Consider the following 25646-nt stretch of genomic DNA (forward strand, 5'->3'; position numbering starts at 1 on the left):
CGATGCGCGGCGGGGCGAGGGAGCGGCCCGGGCGCGCCGGTGACGTGCCGGGTTACGTGAGGATCAGGTCGAGCCGGGCCGAACGGACCGGTTCCGCGGCGGGGGCGGCCGCGGGGGGCAGCCGCCAGAAGCGTCTGCGCCGGTAGTCCGGCGGCGGCAGCGCGGGCCTGCCCGGCTCGCCGGGGGTGCCGGCCGCCAGGACGAGGTGGGCGTTGGTGCCGCCGAAGCCGAAGGCGCTGACGCCGACCCGGCTGCCGGGCGGCAGGTCCGCGACGGCGGTGACGGGGAAGAACGGCGACTCGGCGAACGCGAAGCGCGGGTTGGGGCGTTCGCAGTGCAGGGTCGGCACCAGCCGGCCGTGCCGCAGGATCTGCACGGCCTTGATGAACCCGGCGACGCCGGCCGCGCTGAGCAGGTGTCCCATCGTGCTCTTGATGCTGCCGATGCCGCAGTAGCCGCGGTCGTCCGAGTACGTCCGGTGGACGGCGGTCAGCGCCTGGAGCTCGATCGGGTCGCCGATCATCGTTCCGGTGCCGTGGGCCTCGACGTAGCGGACGGTCCGCGCGTCGATCCCGCCGCGGGCGAGCACGCCGGAGACCAGGGCGCGCTGGGCGGCTCCGTTCGGCGTGGTGTGGCCCATGGTCCGGCCGTCGTTGTTGACGCCTGACGACTCGATCACGGCGAGCACGCGGTCCCCGTCGCGCCGGGCGTCGTCGAGCCGCTTGAGCAGCACCATCCCGGCGCCCTCGCCGGGGACCAGGCCGTCGGCGGACGCGTCGAAGGCGCGGCACCGGCCGCTGGGGGACAGCGCCTTGCCGGCGCTGAGCATCAGGTACGGCTCCTCGTCGAACAGCAGGTCCACGCCCCCGGCCAAGGCCATGGACGTCTCGCCGGACGCCAGGCTCTGCGCCGCCAGGTGGATGCTCACCAGGGACGACGAACAGGCGCTGTCGACCACGAGGTTGGGACCGGTGAGGTCGAGGAAGTGCGAGATGTGCGCGGCGACGAAGTTCTGGTTGACACCGGCGATGTACTCGCGCTTCGGGGGCTGGAGGTGCGCGCGGTGGTTGCCCGTCCGGGTGCCGACGAAGACGCCCACGGAGCGGCCCCGCAGCTCGTCCTCGCGGTATCCGGCGTCGCGCAGGCACTCCACGGACACCTCCAGCGCCTTGCGCGCCAGCGGGTCCAGGTGCCGGGCCTCCTCATCGCCGAAGCCGAAGAACTCCGGGTCGAAGAGGGCGGCGTCGTCCAGGAACCCGCCCCACCTGCTGGTGCTGCGGCCCGGTCCGCCCTCGGGGCTGTGCAGGGACGCGGTGTCCCAGCGGTCGGCCGGCACCTCGGTGACGGCGTCGCCTCCCGCCAGCAGCACCTCCCACAGCTGCCCGGGGCCGGCGGCGCCCGGCAGGCGGCAGCCCATCCCGATCACGGCGACGGGCACCGGCTTGCCGTCGGACGCGCGGGCCGGCTGCGGCGCGGCGGCGGGGCGCTCGGCGGGCAGGGGCGCGCCGGCGGCGGCCGGCACATCGAGGGCGGCGGCGAGTCCGCCGAGCGTCGGGTGCTCCTGGAGCAGGCTCGGGTCGACCGGGTGGCCGAGCTCCGCTTCGAGGTCCCGGACGAGTTCGGCCATCAGCAGCGAATCCACGCCGACGTCGCCGAGCGCGGTCCCGGGGCCCAGCAGCGCGGGCTCGACCTTGGTCGTCCGGGCCACCAGGGCGATCAGCCGGTCGAGACCGGCGGCCGTGCCGGGCACGCCGCCGGGCTCGGTGCCGGCACCGCCGGAGGGCCGTACGGCCGCTGCGGAGGGCGCCGGTGCCGGCGCCGCGGGGGCGGTGCGCGACGGAGCCAGGTACAGCTCGTCCGCGGCCACCGAGGCGCGCTCCGCCCGGCAGGGCAGCAGGACGGGCTCGCCGGGCACGCGCAGGGCGAGGTCGAGCAGTTCCAGGGCGTCGCCCGCGGCCAGGTCGGGGATGCCGAGCGCACCGCTCGCACTCGTCCGGTCGGTTCCCATGCCCACGCCGTGCCACAGCGGCCAGCGCAGGGAGCGCACCGTGCAGCCGGACTCTCCGGTGCGGGCGGCCGCGAAGTCGTCGAGCAGGGTGTTCGCCGCCGCGTAGTCGAGGTAGCCCGCGCCGAGGCGCGGTGCGGCCGCCGCCACCGAGGAGAACAGCACCATGAGCCGCGGCGGGCGCGATCCGAAGGCGGACCACAGCACCTCCAGGCCGCCGGCCTTGGGCCGCAGCACCCGGGCGGTGTCCTCGGCCGTACGGGAGAGGAAGGACGCGGGCGCGTCCATCACGCCCGCGCAGTGGAAGACGGCGTCGAGCGAGCCGGCCTCCTTCCTGGCCCGGCCGATCAGCCGGCGCAGCGAGGTGACGTCGCCGAGGTCGTCGGTGCGCACGGTCAGCGTCACGCCGCGCTCGACCAGGCCAAGGAGCGCCGTGAGCCGGGCGCGCAGCACCGGGTCGGTGGACGGGGCGGCGGCGAGGGCGGCCCACTGGTTGCGCACGGGCATCCGGGAACGGCCGACCAGCACGATGTGCCGGGCGCCGCGGTCGGCCAGATGGGCCGCCAGGCGCAGCCCGATGCCGCCCAGACCGCCGGTGATCAGCACGGCGCCGCGGCCGATGCCGGCGAGCAGGTCATCGCCGGAGGGGGCCGGGGCGAAGACGGCCGCCGGGCGGCGGCGCCGGGCGCCCTCGTAGCGGATCTCGGTGTCCCGGTCGGTCGCCGCCGTCTCGGCCGCGACGGCGGCGGCGAGGCCGGCCGCCCCGCCGTCCACGCGGACGGTGCGCCCGTGGACACCGGGGAACTCGCCGGACAGGGAGCGGTAGAAGCCGGCGAGCACGGACCGCTCGGCGCCGCTGACGTGCACGCAGCGCAGCCCGGTGCGGGGCAGGGCGGTGAGCACCTGCTGGAGCAGGGCGATGCGTTCGGTGACCAGGGTGCCGGGTGCGGACAGGTCGACCAGGTCGACGACGCCGGTCAGTCCGTCCAGCGCCGGCAGCGGGTCGCCGGGGACGTGTGCGACGCCCCGCTCGGCGAGCACCGTGCGGGCGAGCCCGGGGTCGGTGGTGACCACCAGGAACCGGCCCTCCGGCGCGGTGGCCGGTGCGGGCGCGTCCTCCCAGGCGGTGGTGAGGAATTCGGCGCCGGGGATGGGCGCGGCCCAGTGCCGGTCACGGCTGAAGGGGTAGGTCGGCAGCGACACCGGCGGGGCGTCGGGGGTCGTGCCCTGCGCGCCGGTGTCCGGCAGGGGGCTCTCGGCCGGTGCGCCGTCCAGCACCGCGGCGAGCTGCGCGGCCAGTTCGCCGAGGCCGGCCGCCTCGACGGTGACGCCGTGCGGCAGGTGGGCGCGCCCCGTCCGCATCGTGCGGGCGATCGACGCCAGGGAGGGGGCACCGGGCGAGCGGACCACGTCCAGCAGCGCGGCCACGGCCTGCCGCAGGGCCTGCGGCGTACGGGCGGACACGGGGACGGACACCGGGCCGGCCGGGGCCGGCGGCACGGGCGCTTCCGGCGCCTCCTCCAGCACGACGTGCGCGTTGGTGCCGCCCATGCCGAAGGAGCTGACGCCGGCCCGGCGGGGTCCGCCACCGGCGGGCGCCTCCCATGCCGTCCGCTCCAGCTGGAGCCGCAGCGGCGTGCCCTCGGTCCTGATCATGCGGTTCGGCCGGCGCACGTTGCGGCTGGCCGGCAGCGTCCGGTGCCGCATCGCCAGGATGACCTTGATCATTCCGGCGATGCCGGCGGCCGCCTCCAGGTGGCCGATGCTGGTCTTGACCGAGCCGACGCCGCAGTGCGGCGCGGCCGGGCGCGGGTGGCCCCACTGGTCGTAGAGCCGCTCGAAGGCCGTGACCATGCCGGAGATCTCGATCGGGTCGCCCAGGCGGGTGCCGGTGCCGTGCGCCTCGATGTAGCCGACGGTCGCCGGGTCGACGCCGGCCTCGTTGTACGCGGCCACGAGCAGGTCCGCCTGCGCGTCCGGGTTGGGCGCGGTGAACGACCGTGCCTGGCCGCCGTGGTTGACGGCCGTGCCGCGGATCACCGCGTGGACGCGGTCGCCGTCGGCCAGCGCCCGGTCCAGCGGCTTGAGCAGCAGGGCGCCCACGCCTTCGCCCCGGACGTAGCCGTCGGCGTCGTCGTCGAAGGTGTGGCAGCGGCCGCGCGGGCTGAGGACGCCGGTGCGCTGGTAGGCGTTGTGCCGTGCGGGGTCGCACAGGACGTTCACGCCGCCGGCGATGGCCTGGTCGCACTCGCCCGCGCGCAGGGCCGCGACGGCCTGCGCGACGGCCACCAGGGACGACGAGCAGAGGGTGTCGACGGCGACGCTGGGCCCGCGCAGCCCGAGGGCGTAGGAAACCCGGTTGGCCACCAGGGACGGGGAGACCGCGACGCTCAAGTGGGGCTCGTCGTCTCCTGCGTGCTCGGCGAGGACCGCGGCGTAGTCGGAGTGGCACACGCCCGCGTAGACGCCCGTGCGGGTGCCGGCCAGCGAGGACGGGTCCACGCCCGCGTCCTCGGCCGTCGCCCAGGCGACCTCCAGCAGCAGCCGCTGCTGGGGGTCCATCAGCGCGGCCTCGCGCGGGCTGATGGAGAAGAACTCGTGGTCGAAGCCGCGTATGTCGTCGAGCAGGGCGGCCTTGCCGACCATGCCGGGGTGGGCGGCGGTGTTCCAGCGGTCGGCCGGGATGTCGCGCACGGCGTCCTCGTCCCGGCCCAGCAGGTCCCACAGTCCGGGCACGCTGGGCGCGCCGGGGAACCGGCCCGCCATGCCGATCACGGCGATGGGCGCGGCCGACGCCGTCACGGCCGGCGCCGCGGCCGTGGCCGGCGGGGCGGCGACCGGAGCCCGGTGCTCGCCGCGCACCACGCGTGCCATGGCGGCGACGGTGAACGCCCGGAACATGGTGCCGGGGTCGATCGCCAGCCCGGTCTCCTCGCCGACCCGGACGACGGCCTCCGACAGCGACAGGCTGTCGAGCCCGTAGTGGCGCAGGTCCTCGTCCGCGGACAGCGAACCGGCGGGCCTGCCGAGCACGTTCTCCATCAGTGCCAGGAGCGTGGCCTCCAGGTCGCCGGGCACCTGGGCCTCGTGACGGGGGCCTGCGGAGGAAGAGGACGGGGAGTTCGCGGAGGAGGGAAGCGCAGCCGCCCCGTCGCTCCACAGAGCGGTGAAGGCACCGGGCCGGGCAAGGGACTTGACGGTGCGGATGCGGGCCAGGGGCCTTCCGTCGCTCTCCCGCAGCAGGGACGACGTCAGGACCACGCGGTCGTCCGCTTCGGGCCGGCACTCCTCGAGCCGGTAGCGCACCGCCTCGTCGAGGCCGCAGTTGCCGAGGTAGACGATGTCCCGGCTGACGGTGACGGCCTCGGTTGCCCACTCCGCGTCCGGCACCCGCCCTTGCGCGAACTTGCGCTCGCCGCGGTCGTTGATGTGCGGGTACGAGGCGAAGTACAGCAGTCCGGCAGCGTTCACATCCGCGAACGGGTTGAGTTCGTACGTGTCACCGAACAGCTCCGCGCCGTCGGGGTCCGCAGCGAGCTGCGCACGGAAACCGCTGTGGAACTCCAGGAGTTCGGCACCGGGCCCGGCCGCCGGCGCGCGGCCCTCGTGCCGCGGCGTGCCGGGGGTGAGCCAGTTGCCGGCACCACGGCGGACGAAGGCCGTCAGCAGCCGGACGCCGACGCTCGCCGTCGCCGTGCTGAAGTGCACGTCGCTGGCGAAGGTCTGCTCATCGAGCCTGGTCAGCGAGCCTTTCAGCGTTCCCTCGTCATGCTCGGCGAAGGCGCGCAGGGAGTCGGCCGCGGTGATCCGGGCACGGACGAAGGCGGGCAGCAGGCGATGTCCTTCCGCGTCGGCGAGTTCGGCGACAGGCAGTCCGAAGTGCTCACCGATAAGGGACCAATGAAGGTCACCGGCCTCCCGCAGCAGCCAGTTCTCGGACAGTCCGCCGATGGCGAGCGCGGGAAGACCGAGAATGACCGGACGGGTCAGCATGCGGTTGCGCAAGCGAACCGGATGACGGGTGCGAAGACCCTGGCGCCGCGATCCGGTCGCGGCCACGGCAAACGGCAGTACTCAACCATCACATCCCCCTTGTGACGCATTGCTCCGAAGGCCTCACGAGGGCGCGGCGATCCGCCTGCGCAGGGCAAGGCCTTCAGCAGAATCGTCTGTCACGTAAAGTTCAAAGCCGCTGGTCCGAGGCTTGAATGCACGCTTCGACAGAACGCATCTTGGCCGATCATGAACGTTTCTGCAAGCGTTAGGCTGTCGCACATGACAGGTCATCAGGAGTCGGGTTCGTCCCCGAACCATCTGATACGGACATGCGATCCTGTGGGGCCGGTCACCTCGGGCCCTCCATCCGGCTCCGGATCGGCACCTGGCCGGAACACCACTGCTCCTGGAACCGGAACCGGCCTTCTTGCGGGGCTGTTTCCGGACGTCAGTGTCGTGGAACTGTTCGCGGACCCGCCCGGAGCCCACCTGTACCCTGAGGAGGCCCGCCTCGTCGCGCGCGCGGTCGGCAAGCGCCGCAGCGAGTTCGCCACCGTCCGGCTGTGCGCGCGCACGGCGCTGGCCGGGCTCGGAGTGGCCCCCGGGCCGATCCTGCGCGGCCCCGGCGGCGCCCCCGTGTGGCCCGAGGGGGTCGTGGGCAGCATGACCCACTGCGACGGCTACCGCGCGGCCGCGGTGGCCGAGAACACCGTGGTCGCGTCGGTCGGGATCGACGCCGAGCCGCACGCCCCGCTGCCCGCGGGCATCGAGAGGCTGGTGGCGCTGCCCGAGGAGCGGCGCACGCTGGACCGGCTCACCCGGACCCACCCGGCCGTCCACTGGGACCGGCTGCTCTTCAGCGCCAAGGAGAGCACCTACAAGACCTGGTTCCCGCTGACCGGCCTGTGGCTGGACTTCGGCGACTGCGTCATCACGCCCGACCCGGACAACGGCACCTTCCACTGCGCGTTGAACGTGCCCGGACCGGTGGTCGGCGGGCGCCGCGTCGACGGGTTCACCGGGCAGTGGCGCACGGTCACCCGGGACGGCGCCGCCTTCGTGGCCACTGCCATCGCCGTACCGGCACCGGCCCTCTCATGAACCGCCCGGTGCGCCGGCCCGCGCACCGGCCGCGCCACTCGTACATCTCCGACTACCGAGGACGTCGCATGCAGGACATCGTCAGTGCCATCGTGAGCGGGAACGCGACGCCGGAGGACTTCGCCGCACTCGCCCTCCCCGGGTCCTACCGGGCCGTCACCCTGCACAAGAGCGAGACGGGCATGTTCACCGGGCTCGCCGGCCGGGACAAGGACCCGCGCAAGTCCGTGCACCTCGACGAGGTGCCGGTGCCCGAACTCGGCCCGGGCGAGGCCCTGGTCGCCGTGATGGCCAGTTCCGTGAACTACAACACCGTCTGGTCGTCCCTCTTCGAACCGCTGCCGACCTTCGACTTCCTCTCCCGGTACGGAGCCCGGTCGCCGCTCGCCCGGCGGCACGACCTGCCGTACCACGTCATAGGCTCCGACCTCGCGGGCGTCATCCTGCGCACCGGGCCGGGCGTCAACGCCTGGAAGCCCGGCGACGAGGTCGTCGCCCACTGCCTGTCGGTGGAGCTGGAGTCACCGGACGGGCATGCCGACACGATGCTCGACCCCGAGCAGCGCATCTGGGGCTACGAGACCAACTTCGGCGGGCTCGCCGAGCTGGCCCTGGTCCGGGCCAACCAGCTGATGCCCAAACCGGCCCACCTCACCTGGGAGGAGGCCGGCACCCCGGGGCTGGTCGCCTCCACGGCGTACCGCCAGCTGGTGTCCCGCAACGGCGCGGGAATGAAGCAGGGCGACAACGTCCTGATCTGGGGCGCCTCCGGCGGTGTGGGCGCGTTCGCGACCCAGTTCGCGCTGGCGGGCGGGGCGAACCCGGTCTGTGTCGTGTCCAGCGAGCAGAAGGCGGAGATCTGCCGCGCCATGGGCGCCGAGGCCGTCATCGACCGCTCCGCCGAGGGGTACAAGTTCTGGAAGGACGAGCACGAGCAGGACCCGCGCGAGTGGAAGCGTCTCGGCAAGCGCATCCGCGAGCTGACCGGCGGCGAGGACGTCGACATCGTCTTCGAGCACCCGGGCCGCGAGACCTTCGGCGCCTCCGTCTACGTCACGCGCAAGGGCGGCACCATCGTCACCTGCGCCTCCACCTCGGGCTACAAGCACGAGTACGACAACCGCTACCTGTGGATGTCCCTGAAGCGGATCGTGGGCTCCCACTTCGCCAACTACCGCGAGGCGTGGGAGGCCAACCGCCTCATCGCCAAGGGGAAGATCCACCCCACGCTGTCCCGGACCTACGCGCTGGAGGAGACCGGACAGGCCCTCTACGACGTGCACCGCAACCTGCACCTGGGCAAGGTGGGCGTCCTCGCGCTGGCCCCGCAGGAGGGACTCGGCGTGCGCGACGGCGAGTTGCGCGAGAAGCACCTGACGGCCATCAACCGCTTCCGGGCCCCCGTGCCGGCCGCCGGCTGACCCCGCCGGCCCCGCCGCGTCTCCCAAGGGCCGCCACCGACCTCCGGGCCCGGTGGCGGCCCTTCGGCATGCGCGCGGCTGCGTGCATGTCTTTTGACGCCACTTCAGATACAGAGCCGTATTGGGATACAGTCTCGTATCCCAGCGGCTCGCCAGGGAGGCGATCACCATCACCAAACGGCTCACCCGGCAGCAGAGCCGGGAACTCACCCGTGAGCAGCTCCTGCGGTCGGCGGCTGAACTCTTCGCCGAGCAAGGGGTGAACGGCACCTCCGTCGAGCAGATCGTGGAACGCGCCGGCTACACCCGCGGCGCGTTCTACGGCAACTTCAAGGGCAAGCACGAGCTCGTCCTGGCCCTGCTCGAACAGCGGACCCGGCACGAGCTGGAGGAAGTCCGGGCAATGAGCCGCCTGGCGGGGTCCTACGAGGAGATGATCGAGCACCTGCGCTCCTGGCACGTCGAGCGCGACCGCAACCTGGCCGGCTGGCTCGCCCTGCGCACCGAACTCTGGCTCTACGGCCTGCGGGACAGCCCGGAGCTGCTGCCGGTCCTGGCCGACCTCGAACGCCGCTCCCGGGAAGCCCTGGCCCAGGGCCTGGAACAGGGCTTCGCCGCTCGCGGCGTGAGCACCCCGGCCCCCGTGGAGCTGCTGGCCCTCATCGTGCACGCCCTGGACGACGGCCTGGCCATCCAGCGCGTGCTCTCCCCCGCCGGCAGCAGCACGGACACGGTCGTGGACGTGGTGGAGCTCCTGATGCGCTCCTGGACCGCCCTCGCCGGCTCCGACCGGACGCAACCATCCGACAATCTGGAGAAGAACCCATGAACAAGGCAGGGCAGACGGAGCAGCCGACCGCCCCCGAAACGCCCTTACTGCCCGACGCGCCCGGGTCCGACCCGAAGCGGTGGCTCGCGCTGACCGTCCTGCTGGTCGCCACCTTCATGGACCTGCTCGACTCCAACATCATCACCGTGGCGATCCCGAGCATCCAGCGCGATCTGGGCGCCTCGGCCGTCGCCGTCCAGGCGATGACGGCCGGATACACGCTGAGCTTCGCCGTCCTCCTGATCACCGGCGGCCGGCTCGGCGACATCTTCGGCCGCAAGCGGATGTTCCTCACCGGCGTCGCCGGATTCGTCGTCGCGTCGGCCCTGTGCGCCGCCGCGCAGAACACCGAGATGCTCGTCGCCTCCCGGGCGCTCCAGGGGCTGGCCGCCGCGGTCATGGTGCCCCAGGTCCTGGCGCTCATCCACGTCACCTTCGCGCCCCAGGAGATCGGGCGCGTCGTCAGCCTGTACGCGAGCATGATCGGACTGGCCGTCGTCTCCGGTCCGGTCGTCGGCGGCGCACTCGTCGAGTGGAGCCCGCTGGACCTCGGCTGGCGGAGCATCTTCGTGGTCAACCTCCCGATCGGCGTGGCGGCCCTGGCCGGTGCGTGGAAGTGGATGCGGGAGTCGAACTCCCCGCACGCCCAGCGGCTGGACATCGTCGGCATGCTGCTGGCCACCGTGGGACTGCTGCTCCTGATGCTTCCCCTGACGCTCGGGCGGGAGCTCGGCTGGCCCGTCTGGAGCATCGTCGCGCTCGTCGCCGCGCTGCCCGTCATCGCGCTGTTCGTGGTGCACCAGCGCCACAAGACCCGCACGGACGGCTCGCCCCTGGTGTCCCTGTCCCTGTTCAAGGTCCGGGCCTTCGGCGCCGGCATCGGCGTGCAGCTGCTCTTCAGCGCCATTCCCGCCGGCTTCTTCCTCAGCTGGACGCTCTACCTGCAGGGCGGTCTCGGCTGGTCCGCGCTGCACACCGGTCTCACGGCCATCCCGTTCTCGGTGTGCGTCCCGCTCGTCGGCGGCCTGGCCGTGCGCAAGCTCTCCCCGCTCTACGGCCGGTACTGCCTGGTGGCGGGCGCGCTGAGCATGCTGGCGGGCATCGCCACGTACGCCTGGGCGGCCGACCGGCTGGGCCCGGACATCACCTCCTGGCACGCCGTCCCGTCCATGATCCTGCTCGGCTCCGGCATGGGCCTGCTCATGCCCCCGCTGACCACGCTGGTCCTCCGGGAGGTCACGCCCCAGGAGGCGGGCGCCGCGTCCGGCATCATCAACGCGACCGGTCAGCTCGGCGCGGCCCTCGGCGTGGCGGTCATCGGCGGCATCTTCTTCTCCGCCCTGGCCGGCAACGCGGGTCCCCAGGCCGACCGGGTCCTGCCGGCCCACCGGGCGGTCGCCCGGCAGGCCGCGGAGGTCAAGGGCTGCGCGACCGACGCGCTCGGCCAGGACGACCTGGCGAAGGTGCCGCCCAGCTGCACCGCGCTCACCGCGAAGAGCGGTCCCGGGAACCTGGAGGCGATCGGGAGCGCGCTCGGCGAGATCCGCACCAAGACGTTCGTCGCCACCTACAGCGAAACCCTGTACTGGGCCGCCGGCTGCCTCGTACCGGTCGCCGGCCTGCTGTTCCTCCTGCCCCACCACCGGGTGCGGCGGCAGGAGACGGCCTAGGCCGCGGCAACCGGCAGCACCGACCCCGCACGCAATTGGAGATACCGTCATGAGCAGTACGACCTACCAGGTCCTCATCAAGGGCAAGTTCGCGGAGCTGAGCGACGAGCAGCGCGTCGCGCTGCAAGCCGTCGCGAGCCGGCATGACGTGTTCAGCGCGCGCTTCACCGAGGAGGGCACCGTCACCTACGAGCGGGCCCTCAACGGATTCACCTTCCGCGTGCTGATCCCCGCGGACGAGAAGGACCCCGAGGCCGTCGTGCACGCGATGGCCGAGGAGCTGTGCACCGCCGCCGTCCGCCGGCTCGGGGCCGACTGCCGCAACCTTCAGTCGGTGTCGACCGACCGGGCCAGCATCAAGATCAATCGCAAGGGCCGCTGACACCCCGAAGCCCGGAAAGGCCGTGGGCCCGGGTCCGTACGGACCCGGGCCCACGGCCTTTCCCCTGCTACGCCGCCGCCCCGGCCGCTACGGGCCTGGGCAGGCGCACGGCGTCCAGCACGGCGGCCTGGTACGGGGTCAGGGCCGTCGCGGACCCGCCCGGGAACAGCGCCGCCCAGTCCGGCTCGCGCCCGCAGGCGTAGAGCGTGCCGAGCGAGGAGAGCACCGAACGGCGCTCCTCCCCCCGCCTGCCGGAGGGCAGCAACAGGCCCTGCCGTTCCCCGTGTTCGAGCGTCTGGCGCACGGGGCTGAGCAGCACGGGGTGCGTGCTGATCTCGACGAACACCTCGTGGCCCGCGGCGAAGAGGTTCTCGACCGCGGCGGCGAACCGCACCGGCTCGCGGAGGTTGCGCATCCAGTACCCGGCCCCGAGGACGGTGCCCGGCACCGGCCCGGCCGTCACCGTCGAGTACATCGGCACCCGGGTGGGCGCGGGGTCCAGCGACTCCAGGGCGGTGCCGAGGTCCTCGCGCAGTTCGTCGACGTAGCGGCTGTGCGAGGCGACCGTGCTCTTGATCACCCGGCAGTAGACGTCACGCCGGTCCAGGTCCTCGACGAGCGCGGCGAGCGAAGCGGCGTCACCGGCCAGGACGGTGGACCGGGGGCTGTTCTCCCCGGCGACGCTGATCGCGCCGCCGCTGGCCGCGGCGACCGCCTGCGCCTCGGCGGGCGAGAGCTCCGTCGCGGCCAGGGCTCCCTTGCCGGCGATCCGTCGCAGCAGTGCGCTGCGCCGGCAGGCGATCATCATGGCCTCGCGCAGGGTCAGCGCTCCGGCGGTGTGCGCGGCGGCGATCTCCCCCATGCTGTGCCCGACCACCGCGTCCGGCGTCACGCCCCAGCTCCGCCACAGGGCGGTCAAGGCGATCTGTAGTGACACCACCGTCGGCTGGAGGATGTTCAGTTCGCCGAGCCGGGCCTGCTCGGCGGGCAGCCGCAGCTGCTCGACGGCGGAGAACCCGGCGAACTCGCGGACCAGTGCGTCGCAGTGGTCCAGCGCTTCCCGGAACACCGGCTCGGTGTCCCGCAGTTCGCGCCCCATCCCGTGCCACTGGGCGCCCTGTCCGGCGAAGACGAACACCACCCGGGGGCGCCGGGTCGCGAGCTCCGCCGGGATGCGCTCCGTCTCGCCCGCGCACGCCTCCCCCAGCCGTTCCTCCAGGTCGGCGTACGACTCGACCGCGAGCGCGAGACGGTGCGGGCCGGCCGTTCCTGTCGCGGCGTCGTGACAGTACCGGGCCAGCGGCGGAAGGGACCGTCCGGCACGGATCCGGTCCAGGTGCGCGTGCAGCAGCGCGGTGAGGAGGTCCTCGGTGCCCGCGGCGACGGCGAACAGCTGTGCGCTCACGCCTCCCCCTTCCGGTCGGAGCGGTGGAACGCCGGGCACCGGGTCACCGGCGGACGGCGATCTGGTGGCGGTAGCTCTCCATCGGCAGCCCGCTCATCCACGGCACGACGCCCAGCTTGCTGAGCACCTTGATCGTGGAGGGCGGCTGGTAGCCGGCGAACATGCCGCCGAACATGAGGATCTGGCTGTGGGCGACGACCTGCCGCATCAGCGGGTTCATCCGCTGCTTGCCGAGCATGGCGCGGAAGTGGCTGTTCGGCGCCATCCGGCGGCGCACGGCCGCGCGGACCCGGTCCGAGATGTCGTTGTCGGCGATCCAGTCCAGGCCCTCGGTCTCCTCGGCCGCCTGCCGCATGGTCGCGGTGCGCTGCCGGGTGTAGACGTCGATGTGGCTCAGGTAGCCGCCGGGGCGCAGCACGCGCGCGGCCTCGCGCAGGAACTTGCCGAGGTCGGGGTAGGTGTGCGAGCTCTCGATGTTGACGAGCACGTCCACCGAGCCGTCCTCGAAGGGCAGGTCCTCCGCGTCGCCGTGCACGTAGCGCAGCGCGTCGCCGCGGGAGAGCGTGGCGGTCGCCCGGGCGACGGCCTTCGGCGACAGGTCCAGGCCGGTCATCCGCGCGCCGGGGGCGACGCGGGAGAGGAAGTTCAGGCCCTCTCCCATGCCGCAGCCGACCTCCAGGACCTCCCGGCCGGCGTAGTCGTCCAGGCCGATGGGGAGGTCCCGCAGGGCGAGGAAGTAGAGCTGCTCGCTGAAGCCGTCGGTCCAGGGCCCGCCGAATCCGGGCACGCGGGCCCGCATCTCCTCGGCGAGGTCCGCGTCGTACATGCCCCAGTTCCACAGGTCGCCCTTGCCGGACAAGGTGGCGGCCATGTCGTAGATGGTGGAGCTGGCCGACTTCATGCCGGCGGCCTTCTCGCCCTTGCGCGGGGCGCCGGACTCGTCGAGGTTGATGTCCGCGAGGCCGCTGGTGAAGGCGGCCATGACGTCAGGTGTGGAACTCATGTGCGATCTCCGATGGGCGGGGCGGGGCGGTCACGCGCTGACGGTGTCGCCGCGCACCAGGCCGAAGCCGTCGGGCACGTCGGCGGGGTCCGAGCCGGTCCGGACGATCCGGTTGTCCGCGTCGACGAACACGACGCTCGGCCGGTACGACCGGGCGTCCTCTTCGGTCATGGCGGCGTAGGAGATGATGATGACGAGGTCGCCGGGGCTGACGAGCCGGGCGGCGGCGCCGTTGATGCCGATGATCCCGCTGCCGGCCTCGCCCTCGATGACGTAGGTGCTCAGCCGGGCGCCGTTGTCGATGTCGACGATGTCGACCTTCTCCCCCGGCAGCAGGTTCGCGGCGGCCATCAGGGTGGCGTCGATGGTGACGGATCCGACGTAGTGCAGGTCCGCCTGGGTCACCGTGGCCCGGTGGATCTTGGACTTGAACATCTCTCGGTACAGCATGTTCTCTCCGTTCACCCGGTCACGGGGCAGGTCTTCGGCGCCGGCGACAGGCGCACGGGGAGCCGCTGCATGGCGAGCAGGTAGCGCGGCGCGATCTCCGCCGGCTCGGCCGCCAGCTCCAGGTCGGGGAAGCGCTCGAACAGCGCGTTCAGCGCGACCTCTCCCTCGATGAGGGCGAGGCTGGCACCCAGGCAGTAGTGGGCGCCGCGGCCGAAGCCCAGGTGGGGGTTGTGCTCGCGGGTGAGGTCCAGCCGCTCCGGCTGGTCGAACTCCTCGGGGTCGCGGTTGGCCGCGGCCAGCACGACCTGGATGGCCTCGCCGGGCTGCACCGTCACACCGCCGATCTCGACGGGCTCGGTCGCGAAGCGCCGGAAGGTGTGCTTCACCGGTGCGGTGTGGCGCACGAGTTCGGCGACCGCCCGGGCGGCGACGGACGGGTCGTCCTTGAGCAGCCGCAGCTGGTCGGGGTGCTGGAGCAGGGTGAAGACGCCGAGCGCGATGAGGTTGCGGACGGTCTCGTGACCGGCCTGGACGAGGACCATGGCCAGGGCCACCAGCTCGTCGTCGGTCAGCCGCTCGCTGTCCTGCTCGTGGATCTGCACGAGCTCGGAGATGAGGTCGTCCCGGGGCTCGGCCTGGCGGGCCTCGATCAGTTCCCTGGTCACCCGGGCCATGCCGCGCACCGCCGGGGCGAACTGCTCGGGGTTCGGGCGCAGGGCCGCCGCCAGCGTCTCGCTCCACTCGCGCCACTGCTCGCGGTAGTCCTCGTCGACGCCGAGCAGCTCGCAGATGACGATGATGGCGAGCGGGTGCGCGTAGTCCGCGATCAGGTCGGGCTCGGGCTTGGCGGCGAGCTCGTCCAGCAGACGGTGGGCCACACGGCCGATCGCCGGCGTGAGCGTCTGCATCCGCCGGGCGGACAGGGCGCGCGTGACGAGCCGCCGCACGCGCATGTGGTCCTCGCCGTCCATGGTGAGCAGCGTGGAGTCGAACATGTCGACGATGTCCTCGGGGATGCCCCTGCTGAGCATGGACTCCCGGTGGGAGTCGCCCGGCGGGCGGCTGCGCAGCGTCGGCTCGCTCAGCACCTTCCGGACGTCCTGGTAGCCGGTGGCGACCCAGACGGGGCTGCCGTCGGCGAACTTCCCCGGGCAGACCGGCCGGGGGCCGCCCAGCCACCGCTCGCCCGCTGCCGGGTCGGTGATGAACGCCGGGTCGGACAGGTCGAACTCGCTGGTGTGCGCGCCCGGTTCGGTGGAGGGCTCCGCAGCGGAGGTTTCGGTCATGAGGTCGGCCTCGCTTCTTGCTCGTGTGTTCGTTTCGTGCTCGGTGTCGCTTCGCGCCCGGCTCGGGCCCCCGGCCGGCACCGGGCGCCGCCCGGTGCCGGTCCGCGGGATTCAGGCCGCCGGGCCGGCGACGGCGGCGGCCTCGGTCATCAGGCGGTCGGCCAGTTCGTCGGCGTGCCGGTCCCGCCACGCGTGCAACGGCGTCCGGGCCAGCCACTGGTTGCACGCCCCCAGCGCCGGTCCGCAGGGGACCTGGTAGTCGGCGACGCGGCCGGGCGTGCCGTCGATCGCCCAGGTGCTCGCCTGCGCGCAGTACCAGCGGAAGACCAGCGCCATGCGCCGCTTGGGGTCGAGCCCGTGTCCGGCGGTGCGGCCGAGGCGGGCCCAGATCTCGTCGAACGAGGCGCCGAGGTAGTCGCGCTCGACCTTGGACCGCACCGCGGCGGGGACCGCCTCCCAGGCGTCGTAGTTGCGCCACAGGTCGTGGAGCTTGCCCGCGCGGGCGTGGAAGAGCACTCCCTTGCGCAGCACGCGCGCCCGCCCGCCCAGCTCGAACAGGTCGCCGTAGGGAGCGAAGGCGGTGTCGTGCACGTCGGCGTCCTGGAGCAGGTCCTTGGCCGCGGCGCTCATCCCGCTCTCGGCCGTGCACAGGTTGACGGAGCCGGTGAGGACGAAGTCGGCGCCCAGCACGAAGGAGGCCGCGGCCGACTCGGGGGTGCCGATCCCGCCGCCGGCGCCGATGCGCACCGCCTCGGCGACCCCGCCCAGCCCGGCGCGCAGCCGGCGCAGCGCGGGCAGCAGCGCCCAGAGGCTCGCCATGTCGGAGTGGTCGCCCGCGTCGCCGACCGCGCAGACGTCGTCCGCCAGCGCGACGCGCTGCCCGGCCTCCGCCTCCTCGGCCGTCAGCAGCCCCTCGGCCACCAGCCGCTGCGCCAGCGCGGCAGGCGGCGGCGACAGGAACAGGCGGGCCGCGTCCGGCCGGGTGACCTTCGCCAGCAGCTTGCGGGGCACGTGCACGGTGCCGTCCGGGAGCGCCCGGGCGCCGGTCAGGCGGTGGCGTACGAGTGCGGGCGTCACCTCGACGTGGGTGGCGGCCTCCACGAACCGGACGTCGTGCCGGACCAGCACGTCCACCAGGGCGTCCTCGGCGCGCGGGTCGAAGGGGTCGTGGGTGACGTTGACCCCGAACGGCGCTCCGGCGGGGACGCGTTCGCGGATCCGCTGCACGGCCGCCGCCGTCTCGGCGGGGGTGAGCCCCGAGGCACCGAAGTAGGACAGCAGGCCTGCGCCGGCCATCCGGGCGACCAGGTCGACCGAGCTGACGCCGTGCCGCATCCCGCCCGCGGCGTAGGCGAGGCGTACGCCGTAGTCCCGGCGGAATGCCTCCGAGCCCAGTGACCCGGGAGTGGTGCGGCTGCGCGCGGGCCCGGAAGAGACAGGGGCCACGGGCACGGCGGTCTCCGCCGGGGGCGCCGTGGTCTCCGGCGCGGGGAGCGGGGCCGCCTCGGTGCGGATCCGGTCGACGAGCTTCGTCAGCACCTGGCCCGGGCCGAGCTCGCGCACCCGCAGGTCGCCCAGGCCCATCAGGAGCCGGACGCTGTCGGTCCAGCGCACCGGCGAGGCGATCTGGCGGCGCAGCGTGGCGGCCACCTCACCGGCCTCGTACGGCCTGGCGTCGGCGTTGCTGATCACGGGGATCTTCGGTGCGGCGAAGGGGGTGCGCTCCAGCAGCCGGCCGAACTCCTCGGCGGCCGCCGCCATGTACCTGCTGTGGAACGGGGCGCTGACGTTGAGGGGCGCGCAGCGCGCTCCGGCCTCCTTCAGCAGGGGCAGCGCGCGGCCCACGGCCTCCGCGGGGCCGGCGATCACCGTCTGGCTGGGTGCGTTGTAGTTGGCGATGTCGATCTCGTCGAACCCGCCGTCCCGCAGGACCCGCTCGACGAGCGCGGCGTCGACCCCCGAGACGGCGGCCATGGTGCCGCCCGTGACCTGTCCCATGAGCCGGCCGCGCTCGGCGACCAGGCGCAGGCCGGTCTCGAAGTCGAAGACGCCGGCGGCGAAGAGCGCGGCGAACTCGCCCAGGCTGTGGCCGAGGACGTAGTCGGGCAGCCGCCCGCCCTCGCCGACGGCCGCCAGCCAGGTGAGGGCGTCGACGGCGTAGAGCGCGGGCTGGGTGTAGCGGGTGTCGCGCAGGTTCCGGCCGGGGTCCTCCAGGCACAGCTCGCGCAGGGAGTAGCCGAGCACGGCGTCGGCACGGGCGACGAGGTCGGGGAAGCGGTCGAAGACCTCCCGGCCCATCCCCTTGGCCTGGGCGCCCTGCCCGGGGAAGACGTACACGTCGAGGGTCTTCCCGCCGGCGGCGGTGCGGTCCTGCGTCGCCACGGGAGTGCTCATGGGTTTCACCTCGGTTCGTGGTGCAGGAGGGGCGAGGAGCGGGCGCGTGTCGAGCACGGCCCGGTACAGCACCTCGTCGCGGGCGTAGGGGGACAGCAGCGGCAGCACGCGGGAGGTGCTGCCGGGCGGGAGGGCGGCCCGCACCAGGTTGGCCATGGACCCGGACGGGCCCAGGTCGAGGAAGAGCAGGTCGTCCCGCTCCAGGAGCGGGGCGAGGGCCTTGGTCAGGTCGAACGGGTCCCTCAGCACCCGCCACAGGTGGGCCGGGTCCGGGAGGTGCACGGTCGCGCCGGTGGTGCCGGAGATCAGCGGGACGGTGGCGGGCCGCGTGGCCAGTCCGCCGATCAGGTCCTTGAAGGCGCCTTCCACCGGGTCCATCAGGGGCGAGTGGAAGGGGAACAGGACGGGCAGCCGCTGGCAGAGGACGCCGGAGGCGACGAGGTGCCGCTCGATGCGGTCCAGGTCGCCGGCGGTGCCCGCCAGGACGAAGTTCTCCGGCGAGTTGACGGCGGCCACGTGGGCCGCCGCCAGGACCGGGTCGCGCCGGGCGAGCCCCACGTCGGCGAGGACGGCGAGCATGCCCCCGCGGGGGCACTCGGCCTCGAACAGCTCGGTCTGGCGCAGCAGGGAGCGCAGGCAGTCGCGGGGATCGACGACCCCCGCGACCGCCGCCGCGGCCACCTCGCCCAGGCTGGCGCCGAGCACCGCGGCGGGTTCGAACCCGTGCGACCTCAGCATCTGCGCCAGGGCGTACTCGACCATGAAGATCGCCGGCTGGGTGAGCGCGAAGCGCGTCATCGGGCGCTCGGGGCCGTGCCCTTCCGCGTGGATCGCCTCGATGACCGAGTCGCCGCGCACCTCGCGGACGACCGCGTCGAGCGCGTCGAGGCTCTCGCGGAAGACGGGGTCCGCCCCGTGGAGCCACCTGCCCATCCCGTGGTACTGCGAGCCCTGGCCCGCGAACAGGAAGACGGGCGTGAGCATCAGGCGGCGCGCAAGGAGGCTTCGAGGACCTTGTGGCCGGTCGGCAGCTGCTGCACGGACTCCACCGCGAAGCCCGCCTCTTCCAGGGCACGGCGCATGGCCGGCTCGTCGAGGCCGAGGGTGCCCTCGTCGCAGGCCACGGCCTGGAACATCGCCCGCCAGCCGTCGATGTCGTTCTCCACCAGCGGCTCCACCACGAGCAGGCGGGCGCCCTCGGCGCTGCCGGCCATCGCGGTGGCGACGGTGCTCAGGATGCGGACGCAGTTGTCGTACGTCCAGTCGTGCAGCACGTTCTTGAGCAGGTAGCGGTCGGCGCCGGCGGGCACCTCGGCGAAGAAGTCGCTCGGCGTGAAGGTGATCCGCTCCAGGACGGACTCGTCCGCGACCCGGCCCAGGCCCTCGCGGCCCCGGGCGCAGACGCTGGCCCGGTCGGCCACGGTGCCCCGGGCGCCCGGGTGGGCGGCCAGGATGCCGGGCAGCAGGCCGCCGCTGCCGCCGCCGACGTCGACGAGGGTCTTCACGCCGCTGAAGTCGTGCTTCTCGACCAGGCAGTGGGCGACCGGCGTCGCCAGGTCGACCATGCCCTTGTCGAAGAGCTCGGCCGTCTCGGCGTCGTTCTCCAGGTAGGCGTAGAGCGACTGCCCGAAGACCTCCTGGAAGCCCGAGCGGCCCGTCTTGACGGTGTGCATCAGGCCGGCGAACGCGTCGTCGTACAGCTCGGCGGCGAGGATGGCGAAGTGGCGCTGGGTGAAGGGGTGGTCGGCGCGCAGCGGCGCGTAGGCCTCGGACAGGCGGAACTTCTCGCCGTCCCGCTCCAGCACGCCCGGCACGGTCAGCATCTGGAGCAGGCGGTACAGCACCTCGGGGTCGGTGTCGGTGCGCTCGGCCAGCTCGGCCGGCGTCAACGAACCGCCGTCGAGGACGTCGGCTATCTCCAGCCTGGCGGCGACCGCCAGGGCCCGCGCGAACCAGCCGCTGACGGCCAGCTTGAGGATTTCCATGGGATGTCTCTCTTTCGGTCGCTCAGGCGAGCCGGCGCAGGCGCTCGGCCAGCGCCGCCGGGGTCGGGGTCTCGAACACGTCGGACAGGGCGAGCCGTACGCCGGTGATGTCCTTGATCCGCTGAGCGAGGGTGGCAGCCAGCAGCGAGTGCCCGCCGTTGGCGAAGAAGTGCGAGCCGGCGTCCAGGTCCTGGCGTTGCAGCAGCTCGGTGAAGAGGCCGAGGACGGTCGCGGTCAGGTCGTCGCCGGCCGCCCGGGCGGCACCGCCGCCGACGGCCGGGCCGTGCTGTGCGGCCGCCCGCTCGGCGAGGGCCAGGTAGTCGACCTTGTCGCTGCCCGTCCGGGGAAAGGCGTGCACGGCGACGAACCGGTGCGGCACCACCGAGCGCGGCAGCTGCCGGTGGGCGTGGTCCCAGAGCTCGTCGACGGCCTCGGGCCGGCCCGGCACCCGGACGAACGCGGCGAGGGAGCCGTCCGCGCCCGGATCGCCGACGACGACCACGGCCGCGGCCTCGACGTCGGGGTGGCTGAGCAGCACGGCCTCCACCTCCGCCAGCTCGATGCGGTTGCCGCGCAGCTTGACCTGCCGGTCGACCCTGCCGAACAGGTCGATGCGGCCGTCCGGCCGCCAGCAGGCGATGTCGCCGGAGCGGTGGAACCGCCCGTACTCGGCGTTCTCGCCGAAGCGTTCGGCGGTCAGGTCCGGCCGCTCGTGGTAGCCGGAGGCGACGCCGACGCCGGCGACGCACAGCTCGCCCCGCACGCCGACCGGCAGCGGCCTGCCGTCGGGACCGGCGATGAAGACGCGCGTGTTGGCGATGGGCGAGCCGACGTCCACCCGTCCGGTGCGGTCCGCGCTCATGCGTCCCGCGGTCGCCCAGATCGTGCTCTCGGTGGGCCCGTAGACGTTCCACAGCTCGGCGCCCGCCGCGAGCAGCGTGTCCGCGAGCTCGGCGGGAAGGGGTTCGCCGCCGGTGAGGATCGTGCGCCCGGCCACCACCTCGCCCGCCTCGCGGGCGACCAGCCGCCAGGTGGTCGGGGTCGCCTGGAGGAAGCCGATGTCGTGCGCGGTGACGGCCGCCGCCAGCAGATCGCCGTCCGTGCGTGCCGCGTCCGGGAGGACCACGGTGTGCCCGCCGTGCAGCAGCGGCATCATCAGTTCGAGCGACGAGGTGTCGAAGCTGTACGTGCTGAGCCAGCCGGTGGGGCGCGCCGAGCCGGCCACGCCGAAGCGGTCGGCGTAGTCGACGATGTGGTTGACGAGGCTGCGGTGCCGGATCGGGATGCCCTTGGGCTTGCCGGTCGAGCCCGAGGTGTAGATGACGTAGGCGAGGTCGCCGGGTCCGGCCGCCTCCGCCGCCGCCGTGTCCACCGGCGCCTCGGGCAGGTTCTCCCAGTCGGCGGCGGGCACGCTCGCGTATCCCGCGGGCGCCTCGGTTCCCGCCCCGGTGATCACGGCCCGGGCGCCGGAGTCCTCCAGCTGGTACGCCAGCCGCTCCGCGGGGTGGTTGGGGTCGAGGGGCATGTAGGCGGCGCCCGCGAGCCAGGTGCCGAACACGGAGGCTGCCAGGGCCGCCCCGCGCGGCAGGAGCAGCGCGACGACGTCGCCGCGCCGCACGCCGGCCGCGGTCAGCCGGGCGGCGGTGTCGGCCGCCGCGGACCACAGCGCGCCGTACGTGGCGGTGCTGTCGCCGTCGCGGACGGCCGGGGCCGCGGGGTCCGCGGCGGCGCGGCGGGCGAAGCCCGCGAGGACCGTCGGCAGTCCGATCTCACGGTCCGTCGCGTTGGCCGCGTCGATGACGGTGCGGTCCTGCGGCGACCAGACGGGCAGCGAGGAGAGCGGGGCGTCGAGCGCGGCGCCCGCGGTGACGAGCAGGGCGTCGTAGCGGCGGACCATCAGTTCGACGTCGGCGCGGTCCAGCACGCCCGTGTAGAACACGGCGCGCACGGTGGCGCTCTCCCGGCTGGCCGAGACGAAGAACTCCAGGTCGAACTGGCTGAACCCGTTCTCCACCACGACGAGCTCGGCCTCGGTGCCGGCGATGGAGAAGGTGCGCTGGTCCTCCACGAAGGGCACGTAGTTGAACACGTGCTTGAACAGCGTGTTGCGCCACCCGGAACCGTCGCGCTCGACCATGTCGAGGACGTCGTCGGCGGGCACGTCCAGGTGCGCCATCGCCTCCATGAACGTCCGCCGGGTCAGGGCGGTGAGCTCCCGGAAGCTTATGTTCCGCTCCAGCAGGAGGCGCAGGGTGACGAGGTTGCTGTGGTAGCCGACCGTGTCCACCGCCTCGCGGGGGCGGGTGTTGACCGGCGAGCCGATGGTGAGGTCGGGTCCGGCGCCGTGCGCGGCGAGGAGCACCGCGTAGGCGGTGAGGAGGACGACCGACTCGGGTGCCCGCAGCTCGCGCTGGAGGCGTCGCACCACTTCGTGGGCCTCCGGCGACAGGACGTGGGTGACCTCGTCGCCCCGGAGGGTGGTGACCGCCTGTTCCCGCTGCTCGCACCACAGTTCCAGGCCGGCCGAGCGGAAGCCCGCCATCTTCTCGCGCCAGTACTGCCGGCTCTCCTCGGACGTCCCGGGGCCGTGCCAGGCGGGGACCTCGGCGGGCACGGGGTGCTCGCCGGCGGCCACCGCCTCGTAGAGGGAGACGAACTCGGCGCGCAGGATCGCCGTCGACTGGACGTCGGAGACGGCGTGGTGGAGCGCCAGGCAGAAGACGTCGGCGTCCTTGCCGTGCAGCAGCAGCGCCCGGACGAGCGGGCTGCCGTCCGTGGTGAACGGCGCGGCCACGAAGGCGGTCAGGGCGGCGAGTTCCTCCTCGGCGTCCCCGTGGTGCTCGGCCTCCTCCAGGCCGACGGCCAGGGACGCCGGTACGGACTTGAGCAGGCCGGTCTCGTCGCGGTGGTAGACGGTGCGCAGCACCTCGAAGCGCTCCACCAGCAGCTGGACGGCCTTCGCGGTGGCGGCGGCGTCGAGACGGCCGCGCACCCGCATCGCCAGCGAGAGGTTGTTGGCGCCGCTGTCCGGGACGAGCTCGTCGAGCAGCCAGAGGGTGCTCTCCTTGCGGGGCGGGCGGATGCGGCCGGCCGGCAGGTCGTTGCTCACGCGCCGGCTCCCGGGCGGGCGGCCAGCACGCCGGCCACCGACGCCGTGACCTCGGGGGTGCGCAGCAGGTCGCGGTGCTCGACCTCGAAGCGCTGCTCGCCGGCGATCTCGATGGGGGCGATGCCCGGCGTGGTGCGCATCCGGTTCAGTCCGCTCCGCTCGCTGGCGGAGGTGATCACGGTGGCCCGCCGCCAGCCCGGCCGCGGGTCGAGACCGGCCGCGGTGGCGAGGTAGGACATGAACGAACCGACCAGGGCGACCAGTTCCCCGGCGTAGTCCTCGTCCAGTCCGGCACGGCGGAGCGCGGCGGTGCCGATCGGCCGGAAGGCCGAGTAGAGCCCGGCGGCGAATTCGACCGGCGCGATGCCGGAGTCCGCGACGAGCCGCTCGGCGGTGCCGGACAGCTCCTCGATCTCCTCCGCTGTCAGGACGGTGGTCATGTTGCCGATGACGCGGCCGAACTGAAGGTGGACCGTGGGCACGTCGACGAGCTCGGGGTCGAAGACGACCACGCGCGGCGCGGTGCCCTGCTGTGCGGCGATCTTCTCGGCCAGCACGCCGGCGAACACCGAGCCCGCGCAATACCCCATGACCGCACGGACCTTGCGTCCGCTCGCGGCCACCTCCGACAGCCAGGGCTCCAGATACGCCTCGCCCAGGGCGTCCGTTCCGGGGTCGCGGACGGGAGCGACCGTCTGCCACAGGGCGCAGTCGAGATTCAGACCGGGCGCCAGATCGGCGAATCCACCTTCGTTTCGGCCTGTCACCGGGAAATCGGCAGCGAGCACAATGTCGGTGTCAGCTCCCGCGTCGAGCACGACATTCCACACGGTGGGGTTGGGCATGGAAATTTTTCCCCCGAATATCGAAAAGCCAGCGACTGATTCGGCCAATTCCCCGACCTTCTCCGGTCAGGCCAGCTGGATCCTAGGGTCAGCCAATCCACCGTGTCCACAGCTCTTGATCATGGAACGAAGCGTCCCGAACGCCCCTGAACAGCCGGGCGACTTCGCGCCACGACGATAGATTTCAGTCACACTCAGGGAGGGTTTCAGACACTGCACTGTCACGTTTCGACCGTTTTGCCCGGCGGCTCGCCGAGCCTCCCGCCGCCGCGCCGACGCCCGCCGAGGCCCCGCGGGGCGGCCACCGGCACCCCCGGGAAACTCCCGAATGCCCGGTATATGGCGTGACCACCCGCATACAAAACATATGGAGCCACCGGGTTTTTCCTCCGCGGAATCCACGCGTCCGGCCGCGAACGCCTCGCCGGCACCCGGCGCAGCACACGGCCACGGGCCGCACCGGCCGCCCGGACGGGCAACAACACCCTCGGCGGACAAACGGGTCGGCCCACCTGCTACGTGCGCGAAGGCCGTACCTGCTACATGTGCGACGGCCGGCCGGGGGCGGACAGAATGCTGATGCCTTCGATGGACCTTTGATGGAGAGGCGGGTCAGTCACCCACCTGCGCGGCGAACGCCTCGTACGCCCGCTCGTCGAAGAGGACGAAGCGGACCTCCTCCACGTTCGTTTCCGCCTGCCGCACCGTCTCGACCGCGATACGGGCCGCGTCCTCCACCGGCCAGCGGTAGACGCCCGTCGAAATCGCCGGGAAGGCGACCGTCTTCGCGCCCAGTTCGTCCGCCACGCGGAGGGATTCGCGGTGACAGGAGGCCAGCAACCCGGAGCGGTCCTCCTCCGCCGAGTGGACGGGGCCCACCGTGTGGATCACCCACCGGGCCGGGAGGTTGCCCGCTGTCGTGGCGACCGCGCGGCCCGTGGGGAGGCCCTTGCCGTAGTGGGAGGCACGGAGGGCGCGGCAGGCGGTGAGGATTTCGGGGCCGCCCTTGCGGTGGACGGCGCCGTCGACGCCGCCGCCCCCGAGGAGTGAGGAGTTCGCGGCGTTGACGACGGCGTCGACGTGCTGTTCGGTGATGTCGCCCCGGACGAGAGTGATCACGGTCATGGGGCCATCCTCCCCCGTCCGGCCGGGCCGGACCGGGTCAGATCGGGTAGCGCACGCTGCGGACCGCCGGCTCGGTCAGGGAGCGGCCGGGGCCGAGGGTGCGGGCGCCGCGGGTGCAGTGGCGGTCGGTGTAGTAGACGACGGTCCGGTTGGTGCCGTTGGTGAGCTTGCGGATCTTCGCGCGGTTCTCGGTGAGGAGGCTGAAGCACTTGCCGTCCTGCGGGTCCTTCTCGCTTCTGCTCACCTTCTCGGGGAGGCAGGCCACCCCGGGAATGCCGGTGCCCGCTTTGCAGCGCGAGTAGTCCACGCTCAGGGTGCCGTTCGCGGCGTGCGCCGCGGGTGTGGAGGCGAAGGAGGAGAGCAGGAGTACGGACACGGCGGTGCCAAGGGCGCGGCGGATACGCACGGGATTCCTTTCGTGGTGGCGGGGCGGTGCGGTGCCTCCAGCTATCCACGGCGGCTGGTCCATCCGGCGGAATCACTCGTCGGTGGGCGCGGCATTGCCACGCCTCCGCGATCTTGGAACAAGCGAGCGGGCGACCCGGGCGGTCTCGGTGTGATCTCGGGGTGGTCACGCTTCTTTCCGGATCGGGACATATCCATCGGCCGGTTTTGACGGCCCTCGATCAAAGTAGGTAAG

The 25646-nt window shown here is 73.2% G+C and carries 16 protein-coding genes; 5 read left to right on the forward strand and 11 right to left on the reverse strand.

What is annotated here, in order from left to right:
- Positions 1-52: 52 nt before the first annotated feature.
- A complete protein-coding gene (locus D7231_RS16635) occupies positions 53-5998 on the reverse strand; it encodes a beta-ketoacyl synthase N-terminal-like domain-containing protein (RefSeq protein WP_120756239.1) in 5946 nt (1981 codons plus the stop codon).
- Between the two features lie 459 nt (positions 5999-6457).
- Between D7231_RS16635 and D7231_RS16640 the strand changes: the two genes are divergently transcribed.
- From D7231_RS16640 to D7231_RS16660, 5 genes are all read left to right on the forward strand, one after another.
- The gene (locus D7231_RS16640) at positions 6458-7102 is read left to right on the forward strand and encodes a 4'-phosphopantetheinyl transferase family protein (protein WP_241999756.1); all 645 of its coding nucleotides are present in this window, start codon (positions 6458-6460) and stop codon (positions 7100-7102) included.
- Between the two features lie 68 nt (positions 7103-7170).
- Entirely contained in the window at positions 7171-8523 is a 1353-nt protein-coding gene (gene ccrA, locus D7231_RS16645) for a crotonyl-CoA carboxylase/reductase (RefSeq protein ID WP_120756241.1), read from the forward strand.
- 121 nt (positions 8524-8644) lie between these two features.
- Positions 8645-9352: a TetR/AcrR family transcriptional regulator gene (locus D7231_RS16650; protein ID WP_241999757.1), complete on the forward strand. Its 708-nt coding sequence runs from the start codon at positions 8645-8647 to the stop codon at positions 9350-9352.
- Entirely contained in the window at positions 9349-11022 is a 1674-nt protein-coding gene (locus D7231_RS16655; protein WP_120756242.1) for an MFS transporter, read from the forward strand. The genes D7231_RS16650 and D7231_RS16655 overlap by 4 nt, the downstream gene beginning before the upstream one ends.
- Before the next feature lie 49 nt (positions 11023-11071).
- Positions 11072-11404 (forward strand): DUF6204 family protein, encoded by a 333-nt coding sequence (locus tag D7231_RS16660; RefSeq protein WP_120756243.1) that lies wholly within the window; start codon positions 11072-11074, stop codon positions 11402-11404.
- A 67-nt stretch (positions 11405-11471) separates the two neighbouring features.
- On the opposite strand, the gene D7231_RS16665 is transcribed toward D7231_RS16660, so the two are convergent.
- The 10 genes from D7231_RS16665 to D7231_RS16705 form a co-directional block, all read right to left on the reverse strand.
- A complete protein-coding gene (locus D7231_RS16665) occupies positions 11472-12809 on the reverse strand; it encodes an acyltransferase domain-containing protein (protein WP_120756244.1) in 1338 nt (445 codons plus the stop codon).
- A gap of 43 nt (positions 12810-12852) precedes the next feature.
- On the reverse strand, positions 12853-13812 hold the full coding sequence (locus D7231_RS16670) for a class I SAM-dependent methyltransferase (protein ID WP_120756245.1): 960 nt from the start codon (positions 13810-13812) through the stop codon (positions 12853-12855).
- 30 nt (positions 13813-13842) lie between these two features.
- Positions 13843-14259 carry an aspartate 1-decarboxylase gene (panD, locus tag D7231_RS16675; protein ID WP_120756408.1) on the reverse strand — a complete coding sequence of 139 codons (417 nt, stop codon included), beginning with the start codon at positions 14257-14259 and terminating at the stop codon, positions 13843-13845.
- Between the two features lie 14 nt (positions 14260-14273).
- Positions 14274-15548 carry a cytochrome P450 family protein gene (locus tag D7231_RS16680; RefSeq protein ID WP_120756246.1) on the reverse strand — a complete coding sequence of 425 codons (1275 nt, stop codon included), beginning with the start codon at positions 15546-15548 and terminating at the stop codon, positions 14274-14276.
- A 111-nt stretch (positions 15549-15659) separates the two neighbouring features.
- On the reverse strand, positions 15660-18926 hold the full coding sequence (gene fabD, locus D7231_RS16685; RefSeq protein ID WP_120756247.1) for an ACP S-malonyltransferase: 3267 nt from the start codon (positions 18924-18926) through the stop codon (positions 15660-15662).
- Positions 18926-19927: a methyltransferase gene (locus D7231_RS16690; protein ID WP_120756248.1), complete on the reverse strand. Its 1002-nt coding sequence runs from the start codon at positions 19925-19927 to the stop codon at positions 18926-18928. The genes fabD and D7231_RS16690 overlap by 1 nt, the downstream gene beginning before the upstream one ends.
- A 22-nt stretch (positions 19928-19949) precedes the next feature.
- Positions 19950-23036, reverse strand: coding sequence for a non-ribosomal peptide synthetase (locus D7231_RS16695; RefSeq protein ID WP_158673773.1), 3087 nt, complete (start codon positions 23034-23036; stop codon positions 19950-19952).
- On the reverse strand, positions 23033-23881 hold the full coding sequence (locus D7231_RS36530) for a hypothetical protein (protein WP_158673774.1): 849 nt from the start codon (positions 23879-23881) through the stop codon (positions 23033-23035). The genes D7231_RS16695 and D7231_RS36530 overlap by 4 nt, the downstream gene beginning before the upstream one ends.
- A gap of 612 nt (positions 23882-24493) precedes the next feature.
- Complete coding sequence (locus tag D7231_RS16700) at positions 24494-25006, reverse strand: O-acetyl-ADP-ribose deacetylase (protein ID WP_120756250.1); 513 nt, start codon at positions 25004-25006, stop codon at positions 24494-24496.
- A 37-nt stretch (positions 25007-25043) separates the two neighbouring features.
- Entirely contained in the window at positions 25044-25412 is a 369-nt protein-coding gene (locus D7231_RS16705) for a hypothetical protein (RefSeq protein WP_147449742.1), read from the reverse strand.
- Positions 25413-25646: the final 234 nt, after the last annotated feature.

The organism is Streptomyces klenkii (assembly GCF_003626645.1).
Classification (GTDB): domain Bacteria; phylum Actinomycetota; class Actinomycetes; order Streptomycetales; family Streptomycetaceae; genus Streptomyces; species Streptomyces klenkii.